Raw genomic sequence first — 21,903 nt, forward strand, 5'->3', positions numbered from 1 at the left:
CCATGCTCCGGATGCGTTCACTGCTGCCTCCCCTGCTCTTCACGCTCGCTTACGCCGGGATATCACTCGGCGTCACCAACTCGTACTACCAGCTCATCCTGACGCTGGTGCCGGTGTGGGCGGTGTTCGGCCTGTCCTGGAATCTGCTCAGCGGCTACACCGGGCTGATCTCGTTCGGCCACGCCGCCTTCTTCGGAATCGGCGCCTATGCGACCGCGCTCGGGCAGATTTATTTCGATATCTCCCCCTGGCTGCTGATCCCGGTGGCCGCCATGCTCGGCGGCATTGCCGGGCTATTGATCGGATTTCCGACCTTCCGCCTCCAGGGCCACTACTTCGCGCTCGCGATGCTCGCCTACCCGCTCGCCATTCTCTACGTGTTCGAGTGGCTCGGCTTCCAGGAGGTCACGCTTCCGATCAAACGTGACGCGCCGATCGCCTATATGCAGTTCTCCGATCCCCACATCTACACGCTGCTGGGGCTGGCCATCATGCTTGCCACCATCGTGCTGACGCAGGTGATCGAGCGATCCCGTTTCGGCATGGCGCTGCTCGCGATCAAGCAGAACGAGGCTGCGGCAGAAGCGGCCGGAATCAACACGCTGGCCTGGAAGCTACGCGCGATCACGCTGAGCGGCGCGATCGCCGCAGCCATCGGCGGGTTCTATGTGCAGGTACTGCTGGTCGTAACCCCGCAATCGGTGTTCGGCATGCTGGTGTCGGCGCAGGCGCTCACGGTCGCGATGTTCGGCGGCGTCGGCACGGTCTGGGGGCCGGTCATTGGCTCCGTGATCCTGATCCCACTCGCCGAGATCCTGCACGCAGAGGCCGGTGCACGCATCCCCGGCATTCAGGGCGTCATCTTCGGCCTTGCTATCGTCTGCGTCATCCTGCTCGCGCCGGAAGGCCTGTTCTGGAAACTGCGCGATCTCCTGCGCAAGCGAAATGCATCCAAGGCCACGGCGAGCGACACTCCGGAAACGGCCGTCGCCGACGTCACGGCGCTGAAGCCTGCCGCGCGGCAGCGTGCGGCCACCGGCGAGGTGATGCTCGAGGTTCGCAATCTCTCGCGCTCCTTCGGCGGACTCAAAGCCGTTCAGGACGTCAGTTTCAAGCTGCACAAGAACGAGATCCTCGGCATCATCGGCCCGAACGGCGCCGGCAAGACCACGCTGTTCAACCTCCTCAACGGTTTTCTGAAGCCGAGTGACGGCGAGGTGCTGATCGACGACCGCAACATGTCCGGCCAACGGCCGCACGTGATCTGCGAGGCCGGCATCGGCCGCACCTTCCAGGTGATGCGGCCGTTCCTGCGCATGTCGATCCTCGACAATGTCGTGGTGGGGGCCTATGTGCGCGCCCGCTCCGATGCGGAGGCACGCAAGCTTGCCGCCGACGCGGTCGCCCGCGTCGGGCTCTCCGCCGTGGCTAACCGTGTCGCCGGCGAACTCTCGACCAAGGAGCTGCGGCTGATGGAGCTCGCCCGCGCGATCGCCGGCCAGCCCCGCATCCTGCTGCTCGACGAGACGCTCGCGGGCCTTGGCCACAGCGAGGCGGACGAGGTCGTCGCCGTGATCCAGCAGCTCGCACGCGACGGCATGACCATCGCCATCATCGAGCACACCATGCAGGCGATGGTCCGCCTGGTCGACAGATTCCTCGTGCTCGACCACGGCGCCGTCATCACCGAGGGCCTGCCGGAAGTGGTGACGCGCGACAACCGCGTGATCGAGGCCTATCTCGGCAAGAAGTGGGTGGGCCATGCTGCGAATTGAGGGATTGAGCGCGGGCTATTCGGCCAAGCCCGTCTTGAACGACGTGTCGATCAATGTCGGCGCGGGCCAGTTCGTTGCGATCGTCGGGCCTAACGGTGCCGGCAAGACGACGCTATTCAAGACGATCTCCGGCATCGTGAAGCCGAGCGGCGGAGGAATTACGTTTGACGGCGTCGACCTTCTTGCCGTGCCGCCGCCGCAGCGCGCCCATCTCGGCATCGCCCATGTCCCCGAGGGCCGCCAGGTGTTCCCATCGCTGACGGTGATGGAGAACCTCGAAATGGGCGCGATGACCGAAAGCGGCCGGCGCGACTGGCAAACCAACATCGAGCGCATCTTCGAATGGCTGCCGGTGCTGAAGGAACGCCGCAACCAATTCGCCGGCACGATGTCCGGCGGCCAGCAGCAGATGCTCGCGATCGGCCGCGGCCTCGCCTCCTCGCCGAAGCTGCTGATGCTGGACGAGCCCTCGATGGGGCTCGCGCCGTCGACCGCGGACTTCATCTTCGAGCGGCTGATCGATATCCGGCGTCAGTCCGGGCTGACCATGCTGCTGGTCGAGCAGCGCGTGGCGGAAGCACTGGAGTCCGCCGACCACGGCTACGTCCTCGAAGCCGGACACGTCGTGCTCGAAGGCAACAACGACACGCTGCGCGCCGATGATCGCGTGCGCAAAGCCTATCTCGGCATGTGACGAACAAAAAACAAAGAGCAGGGAGACAACAAATGAACAAGACATCGAAGGGCAGGATATCAAAAGGACTGACGCGCCGGACCGTGCTGTCGGGCGCCGCAGCCGTCGGCCTCGCCGGCGTGGCACGTGCGCAGGCGCCGGCCGAGGTCAAGGTCGGACTGATCGTGCCGCTGTCGGGCATCTACACCCGCCCCGGCCAGGTGATGAAAATGGGCGCCGAGATGGGCATCGAGCACATCAACGCGCAGGGCGGCATCAAGGCACTCGGCGGCGCCAAGCTGAAGCTGGTAATGATCGACTGCGGCGACACCACCGAGAAGGCCAAGAACGCGGCTCAGCGCATGGTCGCGCAGGAACCCGATCTCGTCGCCGCCACCGGCTCATATCTCTCCTCCTTCACCCTCGCCGTCACCGAGGTGACCGAGCGCGCCGAACTACCGGTGCTGACACTGTCCTATTCGGACCTGCTGACCGACCGCGGCTTCAAGTACATCTTCCAGACCGCCGCGACTGCGAGTCGCCAGTCCGAGCTCGGCCTGCCGACGCTGATGAAACTCGCCGAGAATGCATCGGGCAAGAAGCCGAAGACCGTGGCGATGTTGATGGACAACACCGCGACATCAGTCGCCACCGCCAAGGCGCTGAAGGAGAAACTGCTCGCACAGGAAGGCCTCCAGCTCGTCGTCGAGGAAGTCTGGACCCCGCCGCTGTCGGATGCCACGCCCCTGATCCAGAAGGTCCGCTCGACCAAGCCAGACCTGCTACTGTTCATGCCGAATGCGGTGTCGGACGCCAAGCTCGGGCTGGAGAAGATCAGCGAGTTCGGCCTCGGCCAGGGCAAGATCCCGACGGTGTCCTTCAGCATCACCATCGCCGAGCCGGACATGCTTCAGAGCGTGAGCCCGGAGACCGTGCAGGGCATCATGACCATCGTCGCCAACTGGGGCTCGAAGGGTCACGAGGCCCTGATCGCCGAGCTCAAGGCCAAATACAAGGAGCCCTGGATGACGCAGAACGTCATCTCGACCTATGGCGACATGTGGCTGATGAAGGAAGCGCTGGAGAAGGCCGGCAAGGCCGACCGCAATTCGGTCGCACAGGCCTTCCGCACCTTGGATGCCGGCCCGTCGAAATACTATCCGGGCGGCCAGCTCAAATTCGACGAGAAGGGCCGCCGCGTCGGCGCCGGCGTCGTCATCGTGCAATGGCAATCGGGCGTGCCTGTCACCGTCTATCCGCCCGAACTCGCGCAGGCGCAGCCGTTCTGGCCAAAGAAATCATAAAGCGTCGCGAGATTTTTCAGGGAGGAGAATTGTCATGACTGCAAAGAGCAAAATCACGATCTCGCGGCGAACATTGCTTGCCGGTGCCTCCGGCACGCTGATCGCATCCCGCGCCGCATGGGCGCAGCAGCCGGCGGAAGTGAAAGTCGGCCTGCTGGTGCCGATCTCTGGGCTTTACGCTCGCCCGGGAACGGTGATGCGTGAGGGCGCCGAGATGGCGGTCGACCACATCAACGCGCAAGGCGGAATCAAGGCCCTCGGCGGCGCCAAGCTGAAGCTGGTCGTGCTCGATTCCGGCGACACCACGGAAAAGGCCAAGAACGCCGCCCAGCGCATGGTCGCGCAGGAGACCGATCTGGTTGCTGCCAGCGGCGCATACCTGTCCTCGTTCACGCTCGCGGTGACCGAAGTCACCGAGCGCGCCAGCCTGCCCGTCCTCACCCTCTCCTATTCCGACCTGATCACCGACCGCGGCTTCAAATACGTGTTCCAGACCGCGGCTACCGCAGGTTCGCAGGCACGGCAGGCGTTGCCCCAGATCATCAAGCTGGCGGAGACGGCCTCCGGCAAGCGGCCGAAGACGGTCGCGATCCTGACCGACAACACGGGGGCCTCGATCGCCTCCGCAAAGGCGATGCGCGAGGGCCTGCTGGCGGAGAACCAGTTGCAGCTGATCGTCGACGAGACGTTCACGCCGCCGCTGGCTGATGCGACGTCGCTGGTGCAGAAGATCCGCTCGGCGAAACCCGATCTGCTGTTCTTCCTGCCGACGGTGATCTCGGACGCAAAACTGCTGCTCGAGAAAATGAACGAGTTCGGCCTCGGCCAGGGCAAGATTCCGACCATCTCGTTCGGCATCGCGATCGCCGAGCCCGACATGCTGCAAACCGTCAGCCCCGAACTGTTGCAGGGCGTGCTGACCTGCGTCGCAAGCTGGGGCGCCAAGGGCCACGAGGCGCTGATCGCCGAGTTGAAGACCCGCTACAAGGAGCCGTGGATGACGCAGAACGCGATCTCCACCTATGGCGACATGTGGGTGATCAAGGACGCGCTCGAGAAGGCCGGCAAGGCCGACCGCGTTGCCGTCGGCGAGGCGCTGCGCACCATGGATGCCGGCCCCTCGAAATACTATCCGCTGGGGGAGATCAAGTTCGACGAGAAGGGCCGCCGCGTCGGCGCCGGCATGACCATCGTGCAGTGGCAGTCCGGCGTGCCGGTGACGGTGTTCCCGCCCCAGCTCGCGCTGGCGCAGCCGTTCTGGCCCAAAAACTGAACTGAGAACTGACAACGCCCGAAAGAGAAACGGAGAACAACATGGACAAGGCGACCTACGACCGCGGGCTCGAAATCCGCAAGAGCGTGCTCGGCAACGAGTTCGTCGACAAGGCGATCGCATCCGCGGACGAGTTCAACCGTCCGATGCAGGACCTCACCACGGAGTATTGCTGGGGTTACGTCTGGGGCCGCGACGGCCTCACGCGCAAGACGCGCAGCTTCCTCAATCTGGCGATGCTCTGCGCGCTCAACCGCCCACACGAGCTGAAAACCCATGTCCGCGGTGCGCTCGCCAACGGCGCCACCAAGGAGGAGATCCGCGAGGTCTTCATGCAGGTCGCGATCTATTGCGGCGTGCCGGCCGGCGTGGATGCGTTCCGGAACGCGAAGGAAGTCTTCGCCGAGCTCGACAAGAAATAACGGAGCGCGACGACGATGAAGGGCAAATGGGCACTCGTGACCGGTGCGACCGCGGGCCTTGGCCTCGCTGTCGCGGAAGGCCTTGCCGGCGCGGGCGCCAATATCGTCCTTCATGATCTCGTCGCGCCGAAACAGGCCGCGGGTGATCTCCGCACCCGCTTCGGTGTCGAAGTCATCGCGGCCGGCGTCGATCTGTCCCGGCGCGAGGCGATCGAGGCCATGATGGCCGATCTGCTCGACCGCTGCGGCGCCATCGATATCCTCGTCAACAACGCCGTGGTCCGGCACTTCTCCGCGGTCGAGCAGTTTCCGCCCGAGAAATGGGAGCAGGCGCTGGCGGTCAACCTGTCGGCGCCGTTCCATTTGATCCGCCTGGCGCTGCCGGCGATGAAGCAGCGTGGCTGGGGGCGGATCATCAACATGGGCTCGATCTATTCGAGCCGCGCGGTCGAGGACCGCATCGACTACGTCACCACCAAGACTGCGATCTTGGGCATTACCCGCGCGGTGGCGATCGAGACGGCGCGGAGCGGCATCACCTGCAACACGCTCTGCCCGGGCACGCTGCCGACGCCCGCGATCCTGAACAAGATCGCAACGATCGCGTCGAACAGCGGCCGTCCGGTCGACGACGTCACCAAGGAATATCTCGGCGCGCGCCAGCCGACGCAGCGTTTCATCGAAATGAATGCGGTCGCCGCCCTAGTCGTCTTTCTCTGTGGGCCCGCAGCAAACGATATCACCGGCGCCAGCCTGCCGATCGACGGCGGCTGGTCGGTTGCATGAAAGCATTGGGAGTGTTGCAATGACTGAACAATCGGGCCAGAGCGTCGTGCTGACGGGTGCCGCCGGCGGCATGGGACGCGCCATCACCAAGGCCTTGCTGGATAGCGGCCGCCGCGTCGTGCTGGTCGATCGCGACGCCAAGGCGCTTCAGGAACTCGCGTCCACGGCGGGCGACGCGGTGTTTCCGATCCAGCTCGACATTAGCGATGGGCATGCCGTGGATCGCCTGCCGGACGCCATTCCCGCGCAGTTTAAGCCGGTCGACGTCCTCATCAACAACGCCGGGCACGATATCGGCGGGCGGACGCGGTTCGATGCCGGCTCCGCCGACGACTGGTCCAACATCATCCAGACCAATCTGATCGGCCTGATGCGCGTCACCCGCGCGATCCTGCCCGACATGGTCAGGCGCAACGCCGGCCATGTCGTCAACATCAGCTCCATCAACGCGGTCCGGATCGTCCCTGACATGGCCGCCTACAGCACCAGCAAGGCGGGCGTGCACATGTTCACCGAGACGCTGCGGGGCGAGCTGGCGGAAACCGCGATCCGGGTCACCGAACTCCAGCCAGGCCTGACCCGGACCAACATCATCCTGACCCGCTACCGCGGCGACAGGCAGAAGGAAAAGGACTATTTCGACCAGTTCAGGATGGCGCTCGAGCCTGCCGATATTGCCCGTTCGATCGTCTTCGCCCTGGACCAGCCCGCGCATGTTCAAATTGCCGAAATGATGATTCTGCCTGTAAACCGGTACTGACTTTTCCCAACCAGGGTCCGGACATGGAAAGACGTAGCGAATTGCAGTCGACACTCCGCATCGAGGACGTCCCGACCGTCCGGGCGATGGTCGCGCAAAAGCTGCGCGAAGCGATCATGTCCGGAACACTCAAACCGGGCCAGCGCCTGGTCGAGCGCGAGCTCTGCGAGATGATGGGCGTCAGCCGGCCCTCGATCCGTGAAGCGCTGCGGGCCCTCGAAGCCGACGGTCTCGTCAACATCGTCCCGCACCGCGGCCCCGTGGTCTCCACGATCAGCCTCGAAGAAGCCCGGCAGCTGTACGCGGCGCGCGCGGTGCTCGAAGGTTTCGCCGGCCGCGAATGCGCCAGACTCCACGATCCGGAAGTGGCTCGACGGATCGGGGAAGCCCTGGCACGGCTGAAGGCGGCCGCAGCCAAGCAGGATCTCGTCGGGAGCCTCGAAGCCAAGACCGACTTCTACGCCGCGCTGATCGGCGGCTGCCGCAACGCCTTCATCGAGCGCATGCTCAAGCCGCTGCACGACCGGATCCAACTGTTGCGGATCACGTCGATGTCGCAGCCGAAACGGATCAACAAGAGCCTGCGTGAGGTCACCGCGATCTGGCGCGCGATCCAGAACGGCGATCCAGATCTCGCCGAGCGCTGCTGCGTCGATCACATCAATGCGGCTGCGGTGGCCGCGCTCGACATGATTGAACGAAACGCCGCCAAGGAGGCGGCGCCTTCCGACGACTAGAAAAACAAGAATTCAGGGAGTGTTCGATGTTGTCTCTAGTACGATCGCTGATCCTGTGTCTCCTGCTCTTGCCCTGCGGCGCCGCAATCGCAGACGACTACCCCACCCGCCCGGTCACGATGATCGTGCCGTTCTCCGCCGGCGGCCCCGGCGACGTCATCGCGCGAATTCTCGGCAACGCCATGAGCGCGACGCTGAAGCAGTCCATCGTCATCGAGAATGTCGTCGGTGCCGGCGGCACACTCGGCACCAACCGCGTCGCCAAGGCCGCGCCTGATGGCTACACGCTGCTCCTGATGCATGTCGGCCAGGCCACTGCGCCCGCGCTCTACGCAAAACTGCCGTTCGATCCCGTCGGCGACTTCGCCATGATCGGGCTCGTCACGGACGTACCAATGATCCTGGTGGCCCGGCCGAATTTCCCGGCCAAGGATCTCGGCGAGATGATCGCGCGCATCCGCAGCGAGGGCGACAAGATGACTTTCGGCAATGTCGGTCTCGGCTCAGCCTCGCAGCTCTGCGGCCTGATGTTCATGAGTACCACCGACACGAAACTCTCGCAAATCTACTACAAGGGCGGCGGGCCCGCGCTGAACGACGTCATCGCCGGCCATATCGACGTCTATTGCGATCCCGCGACGGGGCCGACGCCTTACATCCAGTCGAACACGATCAAGGGCTACGCGATCACGAGCAAGACGCGCGTCGCGACACTGCCTGGCGTGCCGACCTCGGCCGAGGCCGGCGTTCCCGAATTCGATGTGACGACCTGGTACGGCCTCTACGCGCCGCGCGGCACGCCGAAGCCCGTGATCGACCAGCTCGTCGGTGCACTCCAGACGGCACTCAAGGACCCTGCGTTGATCAGCCGCTTCGCCGAGCTCAGCATGGCTCCGGTTGAGGCCGAGCGCGCGACGCCGGCTGCGCTCGAGGCCTTCCTGAAGGCGGAGATCGCCAAATGGGGGCGGATCATCAAGGCAGCCGGAATCGAGCCGCAGTAGGTCCCGCCTGCTTCACTCGTCCAGAAGCTCCAGGAATTCCTCTATCCGGCCGAACGGGTCCGCGTGCCCGCGGGCGGCGCAGACGACGCGATCGCCGTCGCGATGGAGCGATCGTGCTCTGGATTTCCGCAGCCGCCCCGGGAGGAAAGTCGCGGCGACGGCCTCGGGCCCGACATCGAGCCTGACGATGCCACGCCGCTTGCAATCGATCCGGAGCCTGGCGGCCGCAAAAAAATCGCGCGCCTCCGGCGGCAACCTGCCGAAACGGCGCGAGGTCTCCTCCTCCAGGTCTTCCAGATCGTCGTCGCTCCGGCATCTGGCGGCGCGACCATAGATCTCGAGCCGCATTGCTTCCGATTGCACATAACCTTCAGGCAACATGTCGCCAACAGGCAGATTGAGATCCGGCACCCACAGAAAGGCGCCCGAGTCGTTCACTCTTTCCGAGGCGAGCTTCAGGAGATGACTGTAGAGCACCGGCCCGAACACCTGCACGTGCCCGGACTGCTGTTCGGAAAACAGATCGCCGGCGCCCCTGAGGTCCAGGTCGCGCTCGCTGATGGCGAAGCCGGCGCCGGGCTTGCTGAACTCCTCGAGGACGGCCAAACGCTTCTCGGACTGCTCCGAGGTCGACTCCGTCAGCAGATAGGCGAAGGCGCGCGTTCCGCCGCGTCCCACCCGCCCCCTGAGCTGATGGAGCTGTGCGAGGCCGAACTTTTCGGGCCAACACACCACGATGGTATTCGCGCGCGGGATATCGAGACCGCTTTCCACGATGTTGGTCGCCAGGAGGACGTCCGCTTCGCCATCGACGAAACTCATCATGCGGTCGTCGAGGTCGTCGACGGGCATCTTGCCATGAAGGCAGACGATGCGGAGGTCGGGCGCCAATGACTGCACGCGCGCCAGCATCGGCTCCAAATCCTGGATGCGCGGGCAGATCAGAAAACTCTGTCCATGCCGCCGCCGCTCGCGAAGCAATGCTCCGGCAATGGCCGCATCCGACAGCGGAGCGATCTTGGTCACGATCGGGAGCCGGTGAACCGGCGGCGTTGCGATCACGCTGAGATCCCGGAAGCCCGCAAGACCTGCAGCGAGCGTGCGCGGGATGGGCGTCGCGCTCATCCAGAGCGTATGGGCATTCTTTGCCAGCCCAGAAAGCTTCGCCTTCTCCGCCGCTCCGAAGTGCTGCTCTTCGTCGATGATGACGAGGCCAAGATCGGCGAACTTCACATCCTTTGCAGAGAGCGACTGCGTGCCGACAACGACTTTCAGCCTGCCGCTTCGCAAGCCCTCCTTGATCCCTCGCGTCTCCGGGCCGGAGGTCGCTCGCGACAGGCTTCCGACGTCGATACCGAGAGGACCGAAGCGCTTGCGGAAGGTTTCGACATGCTGCCGCGCCAGGACCGTGGTCGGCACCGCGATCGCCACCTGTTTCCCGGACAGCGCCACGGCGGCTGCCGCGCGCAACGCGACCTCGGTCTTTCCAAACCCGACGTCGCCGCACACCACCCTGTCCATGGGATGACCTGCCGCGAGATCATCGAGCACGTCCTGAATGGCCTTCGCCTGATCGACGGTCGGGAAATACGGAAAACGCGCAACGAACCTTTCATAGAGCGGCCCGGGCGCGACCAGTTTCGGCGCGCGGCGGCGGTGGCGCTGGCTGATGTGCTTTGCGAGCGCCTTGGCGGCGACCTGAATCTCCGCCTCGGCCTCGGTCCGCCGCGCCCACCATGTGCTTCCGTCCGCCTTGTCCCGCGCCAGCTTGCCGGGCTCGGCTGCATACGGCCAGATCAAGGCAAGATCGGCCGGCGGCACGAGAACGGCGTTGTCTCCCGCGAACGCAAGCCTGACCATCTCGCGCCGCGATCCCGTCCCCATGGCGAGGGTTTGCAAGCCGTCGAGCAGAGCGAGTCCGCGCTGCAAATGGACCACCGCCGCGCCGCGTTCCGGAACGTCAGGATGGTCGAATGCGGCCGTCCACGCTCTCGCCATGGGCTGCGGATGATGGGCTCTGCTGCCGAGCACGTCGGACGCGGTGACGATGACGAGAGGCTTGCGGCCGGCCCCGACGAAGCCGGCATCGAAATCGGCCAGGAACGCCGTTTCGCGATTCCGTCCCTCTGTCGCCTCGCTCCAATCGGCGCAGCGCTCCGCCTTGATGCCGCTCATCCGCTCCATCGCGCGAAGGTCATCCTCGACGGCCGCGACGAACAGCACCCGCGACCCGGCGCGTTGCATGTCGTCAATAAATGCGCGGAGGATCTTTCTTGGCGAAGAGGCCTTCGAGAAATCGGGCGTCGGCGTGAAGGCCGATTTTTGCGGAAGCACGCTGATGCGCTTCTTCAGCCGCTTCCAGTCCGCCCGTCCGAGATACTCGCGCTCCGCATCCCTGCGGCCAGCGGCCTCCTCGATCGTGCCCAGCCAGATATCGGCATGGGCCAGCACGCCGGCATCCACGATCCACCGCGCGCGAGCGCAATAATCCGGCAGCGTCGCCCGCTGTCCGCGCTTGCCTCCTAGCGCAATCTGTTCGGACATCGGATCGATCAGCAATTCCCTGGTCTCGTAGACGACCTCATGCTCGACCGGATCGACGGCAACGATCTTGCGGATAACACCGTCGGAATGTTCGATCCTGAAAGGACCAAGTCCGCCCGCGGGAAACACCTCGAACGTCTTGCCGTGGAACAGGACGCCGCCCGGATATTCCGCCTCTTCGTCGAGGTCGTAGCCGAGAGCTTCCAGACGGCGCTCCAGCTCGGCTTCCGAATAGGCTGCGCCCACTTTCAGGCTGAGGCTGGTCTTTGACCAGCTCGCCGGCAGTGGCAGCCGCTCCATGATGGCTTCTGCGGTCGATACGAGGAAGACCGGCTTCCTTGCCTTGGCAAGGCGCCGCAACACCGAGCTCCGCCTGCCCGCGATCTCGCGCGACGGCTCCAGACCATCGAATGGCAGATTGTTCAGTCGCGGGAACACCAGCACGTCGACCGAAGGGTCGAGCGCGTGGATCACGCCGCCCAGCCGCTCCGCCCTGTTCTCATTGTCGCAGAGGAAGACGAGGCCGTCGCGGCCGGACTTCTCCCATTGCTCGCGCAGATGCAGCGCCAGCATGCCGAGAGGCGATGAGGACGAGACCGTGGAACGCGACGAACTCTTGCCTTTCGAGCCCTGGCTCTTCGAGCCCTGGCTCTTTGAGCTCCGGCTTTTCGAGCTCTTGCTTTTGGAGCTCTTGGCCTTTGTCTTTTTCGCGCCGGTCGCAGCCCGGGCTTTCCTGGTAGGCGCCAATTTGTATCCAATTTTGTTTCGCAAATAGAGGCGTGCGCCGACGAGCCCTCCCCTGAGCTCGGTCGATAACGCACATCGGGCCTAAGCGCCCAACGACGTCATTACAATTTTGCGATTGCGTTGAAAAGCAGAGACGCAAGCCCACACGACCGGCCTGCACGTCAAAATAAGGCCTATTGCAGGACCTTCGGCAGCACCACGACCACGTCGACGCTCTGCCCGAGGACTTGAGTCGCAACCACCGCGAGGTGATGCGAGAACTCGTCCTCGATCTCGCTCGCGCAGTCTTCGTCCCTGGCAATGGCGAACAGCAGATTGCCGTCGATCTCGTCGAATCGGATGCCGGCGAAGATGCGATCGAACGTCTCGGCGCCCGCGATGCCCGCGATTCGCGCCTGGATGGCCTGGTCTTCGATGAGGGACAGTTTCATCATAATCGGGAACATGGGGGCGCACCTCCCAAATGCAAGAGCGGAAGCCTGCTGGCGCAGCCCGCCGGGCGAACTATATTAGTCGTGTCGTCCCGCCTGACCACCATCCGCCCTTGAGGAAACTCTTGATTCTCTTCCTGCTGCTGGTCTCCGTGCCGATAGGACTGTCGGCCGGACGCTATTATCTGTTCGGCGATGGCCGGGGCAATTGGCAGACGGCGGATCGCTCGAGCGCCGGCCTGTTGCCGCCGGCATCGGCCAATCCGGACGCGCTGATCCGGGTCTTTGCCGCGCGCACGGTGCGGTGGCGCAGCATTTTCGCCGTCCACAGCTGGATCGTCGTCAAGGAGAAAGGTGCCAGCACCTACAGCCGATACGACTACACGGCGTGGGGCGACCCGATCCGGAGCAACGGATTTGCACCCGACGGCCGCTGGTTCGGCGCCATGCCCGAAACCGTCGTGGCGGTCGACGGCGCACGGGCCGAAGCGCTGATCCCCAAGATCCGCCACGTCGTCGAGACCTACAAGTTCCGCGCCTACGGCGATTACAGCGCCTGGCCCGGACCGAATTCCAACACCTTCGTGCAGGCGGCGCTGGACGCCGTTCCCGAGCTTCGTGCTGTCCTTCCACCCACCGCGGTCGGCAAGGACTATCCGTACAGCGGACGCTGGGCCGGCATCACCCCCACCGGCGCCTACGCCTCGCTGTCGGGTTACCTCGGCATGACGGTCGGCTGGGTCGAAGGGTTCGAGATCAATTTCTTCGGCGCGGTGCTGGGCATCGACATCCGGCGGCCGGCGCTCAAGCTCCCCGGCATCGGCCGCCTGGGCGTCGCCGCCGGCCTGTAGAGCGCCTGCCGGCGCCTCGCCAAACAAAAAAACTGAAAAACAACCCCATGCACAGTAGAACCGCCCTTGGCCGGTTGGTCGCGGTGGCGCGGCCTAAGTCGAGATGAAGTTTGGGTGAATTGCCTTGCGCGCGCAGAACGAGAGGCATCTCTCCTGCAACGCACGTTGAGCCGCTCGACGAGCCCGATGTCTTCAGACTCCGGTCATTTGACTCGTCGGGCAAAACACCGGCAAAATTGCATCGTGCCCAATCAGGCCATGGATGCGCTCGACCAGGCCGACCATGGGTCCAGCAAGCCGCCTCCTTGGATCCTAGCCCCCAAGCGCCGGAATATTTTCGCGAAAGATGATCTCGCTGCGCGGCGCCTCGATGCCGTGCATGGCGCTGCGGCCGGCGCGCAGATTGTCGAAGATGCCGACACAGCTCATCATCGTGTTGAGCTGATTTTGAGTGATGACGGCATCCATCGTCCCATCGAGCAGAAAGCCGCGCGTATCCGAGGTCAGACCATGACCAATGAAGACCACGTCGCGCGCCCGGTTCATTTCGTTCAGGGCGCGAGCGACGCCATCGGCGGCGCCGCCGATGTTGTAGATTCCGGCAAGATCCGGATGCTGGCCCAGCAGCATGCGCGTCTGGCGATAGTTGCGGTCGGCGTCATCATGGCCTTCGCGCAGGCCCACGACCTTGATGGCCGGGAATAGTTCTTCGAAGACGTGCAGAAAGCCCATTTCGCGTTCTTCGTGCGCGCGGTAGCTGCGGCTGCCCGCGATCATCGCGACCTTGGCCGGACGCTCGCCCAGAAAGCGCGCGATCAGATAGCCGGCGGTGCGTCCGATCGAGCGATTGTCCAGTCCGATATAGGCCGCGCGGCGTGCGTTCAGGATATCCGAGATCAGCGTCACCGTCGGCACCCCGTGCTCAGCTAATCGGTCGACGGCTTCCCTCACGACGGGATGCTCGAGCGCCATGAAAGCGATGCCGTCGGCCTTGTCGCGGGCCCGCCAGAGCTGACGTGCCAGCAGGTCGGGATTGAAGCCCTTGATGGTGTCGACCTGACAATGGACGTTGAAGGGCGCGAGCCGGCCGTCGGAATGCGCGATCAGCTGCCCGAGCGTAGACAGGAAGCGGTTGGTGCCGGCCGGCAGCAGGAACAGGAGCCGCATCGGCTTCGGCCGCATCGCCGCCAGGATGTTCTCGGCCGGCATGTAGTCGAGCTCGGACGCAGCGGCGAGCACCCGCTGCTGCGTAATCGCCCGCACACCGGGCCGGCGATTCAGCACGCGGTCGACCGTCGCCGTGGAGACGCCGGCCCGGCGCGCCACGTCAACGATGCGGCTCAGCGAAGGAGCCACTGGTTTATTCATTCCGGGGCCCAATCGTCGAATACATCAAAAACCATCATCTTTATCGTTTGACATGCTAGCTCAAAGTCGCAATTTTTGCATCAACATTGTCGAAGAAACATCAAATAACATCAAATTGCTGTTGGAGGAGAAGCCCATGTCCCTGACCCGTCGGCGCGCCTTGCAAGCCCTGTCCGTCCTCCCCGCCGCGGGCTTGATGGGCGGTCTCTCGCGCCCGGCCCGGGCGGCCGAGTTCTCGCTGAAATACGGCAACAACCTGCCGCTGACGCACCCCCTCAACATCCGCGCCCAGGAAGCCGCCGACCGCGTCGCCAAGGAGAGCAATGGCCGGGTCGAGATCGTCATCTTCCCGAACAACCAGCTCGGCGGCGACACCGACATGCTCGCCCAGGTGCGCAGCGGCGCGCTGAACTTCTTCACGCCCTCCGCGCTCGTGGTCGCGACCCTGGTGCCGATCGCCGCGATCAACGCGGTCGGCTTCGCCTTTGCCGATTACGATCAGGTCTGGAAAGCGATGGACGGCGGGCTTGGCGCGCATATCCGTGCCGCCATGGCCAAGGTCGGCCTCCATACGTTCGAGAAGATGTGGGACAACGGCTTCCGCCAGATCACCAGCGGCGCCAAGCCGATCGAGAGCGCCAAGGACATGGACGGCCTCAAGATCCGCGTGCCCGTGTCTCCGCTCAGCATCTCCATGTTCAAGGCGCTCTCGTCCTCGCCGACCAGCCTGCAATTCAGCGAGGTCTATTCGTCGCTGCAGACACGCATTGTCGACGCGCAGGAAAATCCGCTGCCGATCATCCAGGTGGCGAAGCTCTACGAGGTGCAGAAGTACTGCGCGATCAGCAACCACATCTGGGACGGCTTCTGGTTCATCGCCAACGCCCGCGCCTTCAACGCCCTTCCCGCCGATCTCAGGACCATCGTCAGCAACGCCATCAACGATGCCGGCTTGAAGCAGCGCGAGGACATCAAGACGTTCAATGCGACCGTGCAGGCCGATCTCCAGCGCAATGGAATGAAATTCACCACGCCTTCACCGGACTCGTTCCGCGCAAAACTGCGCGACTCCGGCTTCTACGGCGAATGGAAGGGCCGCTTCGGCGACGAAGCCTGGGCGCTGCTCGAAGGCGCCGTCGGCAAGCTGGCCTGAGCGCGATGACGATCGCAGAGCATCAGATGACGGACTATCTGGCGGCGGCCGCGCACCCTGCTTCCGATGCAGGCACGCGCAAGCTTGCGAGCGCCTTTGGCACTGTCGACCGCTGGCTCGGTGCGGTGGTCGAGACCGCCGCGGCCGGTGTCGTGCTGGTCGAGATCGGCATCATGCTCGCCGGCGTCATCATGCGATACGTCTTCCACAGCCCGCTGATCTGGTCGGACGAGCTGGCCTCGATCCTGTTTCTCTGGCTCTCAATGCTGGGCGCGGTGATCGCGCTGCGCCGGGGCGAGCACATGCGCATGACAGGGCTCGTCAGCCATGTCGGCCCGGGCGCGCGCGCCTTTCTCGACACGATCGCGGCGGTGGCGCCGCTAGCCCTGCTGGCGCTGATCCTGCATCCCGCCTTCGATTATGCGAGCGAGGAACAGGTCATCGTCACCCCGGCGCTGGAGATCAGCAACGCCTGGCGCGCAGCCGCAATTCCCGTCGGGATGACCCTGATGGCCGTCGTCGCCGCGATCCGGCTCGCGACGCATCACCGCCCCGCGTTGATCGTCGCGGCCCTCATCATCACCGCCGTCCTGATTGCCGCATTCTGGCTTGCCGGACCGCTGCTCGCCCCGCTCGGACGCTACAACCTCATCATTTTCTTCGTCGGCGTGGTCGCAGCCAACGTGTTCGCCGGCGTACCGATCGCCTTCTCCTTTGCGCTCGCGACCTTCGGCTATCTGGCGCTGACAACCAGCGTCCCGATGATGGTGATGGTCGGCCGTCTCGATGAAGGCATGTCGCACCTGATCCTGCTCGCGGTGCCGCTGTTCATTTTCCTCGGCGCGTTGATCGAGATGACCGGCATGGCGCGGGCCATGATCCAGTTTCTGGCCAGCCTGCTCGGACATGTCAGGGGCGGACTGTCCTACGTGCTGATCGGGGCCATGTATCTGGTCTCCGGCATCTCCGGCTCGAAGATCGCCGACATGGCCGCGATCGCGCCGGTGCTGCTGCCGGAGATGCAGCGGCGCGGCGCCAAGCCCGGCGACCTCGTCGCGCTGCTGTCGGCCACCGGCGCGCAGACCGAGACCATTCCGCCGAGCATCGTGCTGATCACCATCGGCTCGGTGACCGGTGTCTCGATCGCAGCGCTGTTCACGGGCGGGCTGCTGCCGGCCCTGGTCGTGGGCACCGCGCTCTGCGTGGTGGTGTGGCGACGCTACCGGAACGAGGATCTGAGCCATGTGCGGCGTGCCTCGAAGCGCGAGATCGCAAAGCTCACAATGATCGCTCTGCCCGCCATCCTGCTGCCCTTCGTGATCCGCACTGCCGTGGTCGAAGGTGTTGCCACTGCCACGGAGGTCTCGACCATCGGCATCGCCTACGCCGTGCTGATGGGCCTTGTGGTCTACCGCCAGTTTCCCTGGCGGCGGCTGAAATCCATGCTGGTCGAGACGGCCTCGCTGACGGGCGCGATCATCTTCATCATCGGCTGCGCCACGGCGATGGCCTGGGGACTGACGCAATCGGGCTTCTCGCAACAGCTGGCGAAGGCGATGGCGGCGATCCCCGGCGGCGCCTACGGCTTCCTCGCGATCTCGATTGTGGCCTTCGTCGTGCTCGGCAGCGTGCTCGAAGGCATTCCGGCCATCGTGCTGTTCGGCCCATTGCTGTTTCCGATTGCCAAGCAGGCCGGCGTGCATGAAGTGCACTATGCGATGGTCGTGATCCTCGCGATGGGCATCGGCCTGTTCGCGCCGCCGTTCGGCGTCGGCTACTACGGCGCCTGCGCGATCAGCAAGATATCGCCGGACGAAGGCCTCAAGCACATCTGGGGCTATGTCGCGGCGCTCTTCATCGGCCTCGCCATCGTCGCAGCCGTGCCGTGGCTGTCGATCGGCTTCCTCAAATTCTGAAGATCATGGGAATCATGCAATGAGCCGTTTTTTTGGTGAGATCCGGCAAGCCGGCTACGTCGTTGACGACATCGAGAAGGCCATGGATTATTGGAGCCGCGAGCTCGGCATCGGGCCGTGGTTCTATAATCCGCGGGTTCCAATCGTGAACTACCACTATCGCGGCAAGGCCTATGAGCCGCACAATTCGGTGGCGCTGGCCAATTCCGGTCCGCTGCAGATGGAGCTGATCCAGATCCGCAACGATGCGCCGTCGATGTATGCCGACTTCCTGAAAGCCGGACATAAGGGTCTGCAGCACGTCGCCTACTGGACCGAAGACTACGACGCCGATCTCTCCCGTCTCGAAGCTGAGGGTTTCAAGCCGGTCATGAGCGGCGAAGTCGGCGCGCGCGGTCGCTTCGTCTATTTCGACACGGAGTATCATCCGGGAACGGTGATCGAACTGTCTGAAGTCTCGGGACCCAAGGGCAAGATGTTCGATCTCATCCGCGCAGCCGCCAAAKGCTGGGACGGGCGCGACCCCGTGCGGCCGTTCCCCGATCTGACCAAGCTCTAGATTGTCTGCGCTCCCGTGACGCAAAATCCCGTTCGCATCGAAGCCGACTATCTGATCGAAACGCCTGAAGATCCGCGTCTTGCCGCGGATACCATGGCGGGCGAGCAGTCGAGTGGCACGTTCGTCGCGGTGCCCGGCGAAACGCCGGAGCTGAAAGCGCGTGCGGCCGCCCGAGTCGAGAGCATCGAGTTGCTTGATGCAATCTCCGCGCCGTCGCTCCCGGTCGCCCGCCCGATCAACCCAGATGGCCCCTGGAATCGCGCGCGCGTGACGTTGTCATGGCCACTCGACAATATCGGTGCGTCACTGCCCAATCTGGTCACGGCGATCGCCGGCAATCTCTGGGAGTTGCGCCAGCTGACCGGCCTGCGCCTGCTCGACCTGCGACTGCCGCTCGCGTTTGCCGCCGCCTATCCCGGACCGAAGTTCGGCGTCGCCGGCACGCGCGAGCTGACCGGTGTCAACGGCCGCCCGCTGATCGGCACCATCATCAAGCCGAGCATCGGACTCAGCCCCACCGAGACGGCCAATCTGGTCGCCACGCTCTGCGAGGCCGGCATCGACTTCATCAAGGACGACGAGCTGCAATCGGACGGCGCCTATTGTCCGTTCGACGCGCGCGTGCGCGCTGTGATGCGCGTCGTCAACGACCACACTGATCGAACCGGCAAGAAGGTCATGATCGCCTTCAACCTGACCGGCGAGATCGACCAGATGCGCCGCCGGCATGATCTGGTGCTCAGCGAGGGCGGCACCTGCGTGATGGCGAGCATCAACTCGGTCGGGCTCACAGGCATGGTCGAGATCGGCCGCCACACGCAGCTTCCCGTTCATGCGCATCGCAACGGCTGGGGCGCGTTGAACCGTCATCCCGCGCTCGGCTGGGACTATACGGCCTGGCACAAGATCTGGCGGCTGGCCGGCGCCGACCACATGCACGTCAACGGCATCGGCAACAAGTTCAGCGAGACCGATGACAGCGTGGTCACATCCGCAAAGGCGGCGCTGACCCCGATGTTCGCGCACAAGCCGTGCATCGCGATGCCCGTGTTCTCCTCGGGCCAGACGCCGGCGCAGGCCGCGCCGACCTGGCGCGCACTCGGCTCGACAGATCTGATCTTCGCAGCAGGCGGCGGCATTCTCGCCCATCCCGACGGACCGGCCGCCGGCGTTGCCGATTTGCGCGCAGCATGGGACGCCGCGATGGCGAGCCCGCAGCCGTGAGCGGCGCATCCACCCTGCCCGACGGTCCACTCGTTGCTTTCTATGGCGACGATTACACCGGCTCGTCCGCGGCGATGGAGGCCCTCACGTTCGCGGGCCTGCCGACAATCCTGTTCCTCGAACCTCCAACGCCCGAACGTCTCGCGTCCGCCAGCCAGTTCCGCGGCATCGGCATCGCCGGCACGGCGCGCGCGAAGGATCCGGCCTGGATGGAGCACAACCTGCCGCCGGCTTTCGCGGTGCTCGCAGGTATCGGCGCGCCGATCGCACACTACAAGGTGTGCTCGACCTTCGACTCCTCGCCGCAGATCGGCTCGATCGGGCGTGCGATCGATCTCGCCGTGCCGCAGCTCGGCGGCGCCTGGCATCCGCTCCTCGTGGGATCGCCGGCGATGGGCCGCTATCAGATGTTCGGCCATCTGTTCGCGGCCGTGAATGGCGTCGGCCATCGTCTCGACCGGCACCCGACCATGTCGCGTCATCCGGTGACGCCGATGGACGAGTCCGATCTCGGCCGGCATCTTGCAAAACAGACGGCGCGATCGATCGGACTGATCGACTTCGTCACCATGGCCAATGGCGGCGCGGATCTGGCGCTGATGCGCGCAAGGGGCGCCGGCACCGAGATCATCTCGCTCGACGTGCTCGATCAGCCATCCCTGATCGAAGCCGGCCGCCTGATCTGGGAATATCGCGGCGAACGCCTCTTTGTCGCCGGCTCGCAAGGCGTCGAGCAGGCCCTGGTCGCCTATTGGCGGTCGGCGGGCCTGATTCCCGACAGCAAGCCCGATCTGCGCCTTGCCGGCGTCGAGCGCATCGCGTGCGTCTCCGGCTCCTGCTCACCCGTCACCGCCGCGCAGATCGCCCATGCCGCGGACAACGGCTTCGACGTCGAGCGGCTCGATGCGACGCGCGCCGTCGACGCGGCAGAATGGACCAGGGAGATCGGCCGCGCTGTCGCGCGTGCGCTCGCAGCACTCGCGTCGGGGCGCGATGCGCTCCTGATCACCGCAAGCGGCCCCGACGATCCCGCCATCGGTGCGCTCAACGCGGCCGTCGAGGCGAGCGGCGCAGCGGCGAGCGCAGTGAACGAGCGCATCGGCGCGGGGCTCGGCCAGGCGCTGGACGCCATTCTGGAAACCGCGCGGCTCCCGCGCGCCGTGGTCGCCGGCGGCGACACGTCCGGACATGCGCTGCAGGCGATGGGCATCTATGCGCTGACCGCGATCGCCCCTCTCGCGGAAGGCGCGCCACTCAACCGCGCATCATCGGATCGCGCGCACGCGAATATCGAGATCGCGCTCAAGGGCGGACAGGTCGGCGGGATCGATCTGTTCTGCCGGGCCAGAGACGGCGGTTAGCCGTCACCGCAAGGCGATCGTGATCCGGCCGATATCGGCCGTGAATCGCGGCCTCAACGGGCCGACGGGATCAGGGCGCGCAGGATGTCGGGCTTCCAGGCCTGACGGGCGCTGTCAAAGGCCGCGAAATCATGGTCGAACTGCCAATAGGCCCATGCCCAGCCGCGTCTGTCGGCGCTTCGCGCCACGAACGACAGGTATTTCTGGCGGCTCTCGGATGGAGCCCGTTCGTATACCCCGAACTCGCCGAGATAAACCGGGCGTTTCTCTCGCTCCGACCACCGGCTGACCTTCTCGAAATCAGCGGCCGCCTTGGCTTCATCGTCTGGACTGCCCCAATCCAGCGGCCCGATGCGCGCGAACGTCTCGGACCATGGCGCACCCTGATGCGTGAAGCGTATCGGCGCGTAGTAATGAAAGGTGACGATGAGATTCCTGTCGTCGGCGGGGAGAGCCAGATCGTCGATGGGAATCTCGTCTGTGTTGAGAACGGCAGCAATGATCCGCCGCTCGGGGTTGGTGCGGCGGATGATGCCGATACATTCATTGAGGAGCGAATTCCAGCTGGCGGACGTCATCTGCCCCCCCGGCTCGTTCAAGACCTCGAAGACGAGCCCGGGATATCTTCCGGCATAGCGCTCCGCGATCTGCCGCCAGAATGCTCTGAGCTTCTCGCCGCATTCGGATACATCACGCTGACAGACATGCGTGTCGTGTTCGTCGAGGATGGGAACGAGTTTCCTGGCGAGGATTTCCTCGATGACGGCATCAAGCCTTCTCAGCACGACCTCATCCAGCACATTCCCGCGATCCATGAACTTGAAGCCGAAGAAATTGATCCTGACGTGCGAGAATCCGGCCTTTCTGATCGCCGTCAAATTGTCCAGACGGAACGGCGCGTTCTGGCCGCCCTCCCAGATTCCGTCATAACCGAGAATGTTGATCCCGCGTCCCAACTTTGCCGCATCACGAGGCACGGCCGGCCCGGCGCCATGGGCGTCGGAGAAGAGCGATGCGA

At 64.7% G+C, this 21,903-nt stretch carries 20 protein-coding genes; 16 read left to right on the top strand and 4 right to left on the bottom strand.

What is annotated here, in order from left to right:
* Positions 1-2: 2 nt before the first annotated feature.
* The 9 genes from AC1DW2_RS09150 to AC1DW2_RS09190 are packed head-to-tail and all read left to right on the top strand — an operon-like array spanning position 3 to position 8,731.
* A complete protein-coding gene (locus AC1DW2_RS09150) occupies positions 3-1,775 on the top strand; it encodes a branched-chain amino acid ABC transporter ATP-binding protein/permease (RefSeq protein WP_477005802.1) in 1,773 nt (590 codons plus the stop codon).
* Complete coding sequence (locus AC1DW2_RS09155) at positions 1,762-2,469, top strand: ABC transporter ATP-binding protein (RefSeq protein WP_028147197.1); 708 nt, start codon at positions 1,762-1,764, stop codon at positions 2,467-2,469. Before AC1DW2_RS09150 ends, AC1DW2_RS09155 begins: the two co-directional genes overlap by 14 nt.
* A 32-nt stretch (positions 2,470-2,501) precedes the next feature.
* Positions 2,502-3,752, top strand: a complete 1,251-nt coding sequence (locus tag AC1DW2_RS09160) for an ABC transporter substrate-binding protein (RefSeq protein WP_477005803.1) — start codon at positions 2,502-2,504, stop codon at positions 3,750-3,752.
* A gap of 34 nt (positions 3,753-3,786) precedes the next feature.
* Entirely contained in the window at positions 3,787-5,025 is a 1,239-nt protein-coding gene (locus AC1DW2_RS09165; RefSeq protein WP_247308834.1) for an ABC transporter substrate-binding protein, read from the top strand.
* A 41-nt stretch (positions 5,026-5,066) separates the two neighbouring features.
* Positions 5,067-5,447, top strand: a complete 381-nt coding sequence (locus AC1DW2_RS09170; protein WP_014496467.1) for a carboxymuconolactone decarboxylase family protein — start codon at positions 5,067-5,069, stop codon at positions 5,445-5,447.
* A 15-nt stretch (positions 5,448-5,462) separates the two neighbouring features.
* Entirely contained in the window at positions 5,463-6,233 is a 771-nt protein-coding gene (locus tag AC1DW2_RS09175; protein WP_477005804.1) for an SDR family oxidoreductase, read from the top strand.
* A gap of 19 nt (positions 6,234-6,252) precedes the next feature.
* The gene (locus AC1DW2_RS09180; protein ID WP_477005805.1) at positions 6,253-6,993 is read left to right on the top strand and encodes an SDR family oxidoreductase; all 741 of its coding nucleotides are present in this window, start codon (positions 6,253-6,255) and stop codon (positions 6,991-6,993) included.
* 23 nt (positions 6,994-7,016) lie between these two features.
* Positions 7,017-7,730 carry a GntR family transcriptional regulator gene (locus AC1DW2_RS09185; protein WP_085403183.1) on the top strand — a complete coding sequence of 238 codons (714 nt, stop codon included), beginning with the start codon at positions 7,017-7,019 and terminating at the stop codon, positions 7,728-7,730.
* A 26-nt stretch (positions 7,731-7,756) separates the two neighbouring features.
* Complete coding sequence (locus AC1DW2_RS09190; protein ID WP_038941751.1) at positions 7,757-8,731, top strand: tripartite tricarboxylate transporter substrate-binding protein; 975 nt, start codon at positions 7,757-7,759, stop codon at positions 8,729-8,731.
* Between the two features lie 12 nt (positions 8,732-8,743).
* Here the strand turns inward: AC1DW2_RS09190 and AC1DW2_RS09195 are convergent, their stop codons facing one another.
* Positions 8,744-11,848: a DEAD/DEAH box helicase gene (locus AC1DW2_RS09195; protein ID WP_477005806.1), complete on the bottom strand. Its 3,105-nt coding sequence runs from the start codon at positions 11,846-11,848 to the stop codon at positions 8,744-8,746.
* Positions 11,849-11,873: 25 nt separating this feature from the next.
* Between AC1DW2_RS09195 and AC1DW2_RS09200 the strand changes: the two genes are divergently transcribed.
* Entirely contained in the window at positions 11,874-12,050 is a 177-nt protein-coding gene (locus AC1DW2_RS09200) for a hypothetical protein (protein WP_477005807.1), read from the top strand.
* Between the two features lie 145 nt (positions 12,051-12,195).
* Here AC1DW2_RS09200 and AC1DW2_RS09205 read toward each other — a convergent pair whose 3' ends face one another.
* Entirely contained in the window at positions 12,196-12,456 is a 261-nt protein-coding gene (locus tag AC1DW2_RS09205; RefSeq protein ID WP_071917581.1) for a hypothetical protein, read from the bottom strand.
* A gap of 122 nt (positions 12,457-12,578) precedes the next feature.
* Between AC1DW2_RS09205 and AC1DW2_RS09210 the strand changes: the two genes are divergently transcribed.
* Entirely contained in the window at positions 12,579-13,304 is a 726-nt protein-coding gene (locus tag AC1DW2_RS09210) for a DUF3750 domain-containing protein (protein ID WP_477005808.1), read from the top strand.
* A 312-nt stretch (positions 13,305-13,616) separates the two neighbouring features.
* Here AC1DW2_RS09210 and AC1DW2_RS09215 read toward each other — a convergent pair whose 3' ends face one another.
* A complete protein-coding gene (locus AC1DW2_RS09215) occupies positions 13,617-14,672 on the bottom strand; it encodes a LacI family DNA-binding transcriptional regulator (protein WP_441268558.1) in 1,056 nt (351 codons plus the stop codon).
* A gap of 136 nt (positions 14,673-14,808) precedes the next feature.
* Between AC1DW2_RS09215 and AC1DW2_RS09220 the strand changes: the two genes are divergently transcribed.
* The 5 genes from AC1DW2_RS09220 to AC1DW2_RS09240 are packed head-to-tail and all read left to right on the top strand — an operon-like array spanning position 14,809 to position 20,885.
* Positions 14,809-15,825 carry a TRAP transporter substrate-binding protein gene (locus tag AC1DW2_RS09220; RefSeq protein WP_477005809.1) on the top strand — a complete coding sequence of 339 codons (1,017 nt, stop codon included), beginning with the start codon at positions 14,809-14,811 and terminating at the stop codon, positions 15,823-15,825.
* Positions 15,826-15,830: 5 nt separating this feature from the next.
* A complete protein-coding gene (locus AC1DW2_RS09225; protein ID WP_477005810.1) occupies positions 15,831-17,741 on the top strand; it encodes a TRAP transporter large permease in 1,911 nt (636 codons plus the stop codon).
* 19 nt (positions 17,742-17,760) lie between these two features.
* Entirely contained in the window at positions 17,761-18,300 is a 540-nt protein-coding gene (locus AC1DW2_RS09230) for a VOC family protein (RefSeq protein WP_477005811.1), read from the top strand.
* Between the two features lie 15 nt (positions 18,301-18,315).
* The gene (locus AC1DW2_RS09235; protein WP_477005812.1) at positions 18,316-19,524 is read left to right on the top strand and encodes a ribulose-bisphosphate carboxylase large subunit family protein; all 1,209 of its coding nucleotides are present in this window, start codon (positions 18,316-18,318) and stop codon (positions 19,522-19,524) included.
* A complete protein-coding gene (locus tag AC1DW2_RS09240) occupies positions 19,521-20,885 on the top strand; it encodes a four-carbon acid sugar kinase family protein (RefSeq protein ID WP_477005813.1) in 1,365 nt (454 codons plus the stop codon). The genes AC1DW2_RS09235 and AC1DW2_RS09240 overlap by 4 nt, the downstream gene beginning before the upstream one ends.
* Positions 20,886-20,938: 53 nt before the next feature.
* Here AC1DW2_RS09240 and AC1DW2_RS09245 read toward each other — a convergent pair whose 3' ends face one another.
* Positions 20,939-21,862 carry a glycoside hydrolase family 5 protein gene (locus tag AC1DW2_RS09245; RefSeq protein WP_477005922.1) on the bottom strand — a complete coding sequence of 308 codons (924 nt, stop codon included), beginning with the start codon at positions 21,860-21,862 and terminating at the stop codon, positions 20,939-20,941.
* Between the last annotated feature and the right edge of the window lie 41 nt (positions 21,863-21,903).

Source organism: Bradyrhizobium sp. P3_C3 (genome assembly GCF_056402655.1).

Coding starts and splice junctions, on each gene's coding strand:
- AC1DW2_RS09150 (WP_477005802.1), top strand. CDS start 3: ATGCTCCGGATGCGTTCACTGCTGCCTCCCCTGCTCTTCACGCTCGCT.
- AC1DW2_RS09155 (WP_028147197.1), top strand. CDS start 1,762: ATGCTGCGAATTGAGGGATTGAGCGCGGGCTATTCGGCCAAGCCCGTC.
- AC1DW2_RS09160 (WP_477005803.1), top strand. CDS start 2,502: ATGAACAAGACATCGAAGGGCAGGATATCAAAAGGACTGACGCGCCGG.
- AC1DW2_RS09165 (WP_247308834.1), top strand. CDS start 3,787: ATGACTGCAAAGAGCAAAATCACGATCTCGCGGCGAACATTGCTTGCC.
- AC1DW2_RS09170 (WP_014496467.1), top strand. CDS start 5,067: ATGGACAAGGCGACCTACGACCGCGGGCTCGAAATCCGCAAGAGCGTG.
- AC1DW2_RS09175 (WP_477005804.1), top strand. CDS start 5,463: ATGAAGGGCAAATGGGCACTCGTGACCGGTGCGACCGCGGGCCTTGGC.
- AC1DW2_RS09180 (WP_477005805.1), top strand. CDS start 6,253: ATGACTGAACAATCGGGCCAGAGCGTCGTGCTGACGGGTGCCGCCGGC.
- AC1DW2_RS09185 (WP_085403183.1), top strand. CDS start 7,017: ATGGAAAGACGTAGCGAATTGCAGTCGACACTCCGCATCGAGGACGTC.
- AC1DW2_RS09190 (WP_038941751.1), top strand. CDS start 7,757: ATGTTGTCTCTAGTACGATCGCTGATCCTGTGTCTCCTGCTCTTGCCC.
- AC1DW2_RS09195 (WP_477005806.1), bottom strand. CDS start 11,848: ATGCTGGCGCTGCATCTGCGCGAGCAATGGGAGAAGTCCGGCCGCGAC.
- AC1DW2_RS09205 (WP_071917581.1), bottom strand. CDS start 12,456: ATGATGAAACTGTCCCTCATCGAAGACCAGGCCATCCAGGCGCGAATC.
- AC1DW2_RS09215 (WP_441268558.1), bottom strand. CDS start 14,672: ATGAATAAACCAGTGGCTCCTTCGCTGAGCCGCATCGTTGACGTGGCG.
- AC1DW2_RS09220 (WP_477005809.1), top strand. CDS start 14,809: ATGTCCCTGACCCGTCGGCGCGCCTTGCAAGCCCTGTCCGTCCTCCCC.
- AC1DW2_RS09225 (WP_477005810.1), top strand. CDS start 15,831: ATGACGATCGCAGAGCATCAGATGACGGACTATCTGGCGGCGGCCGCG.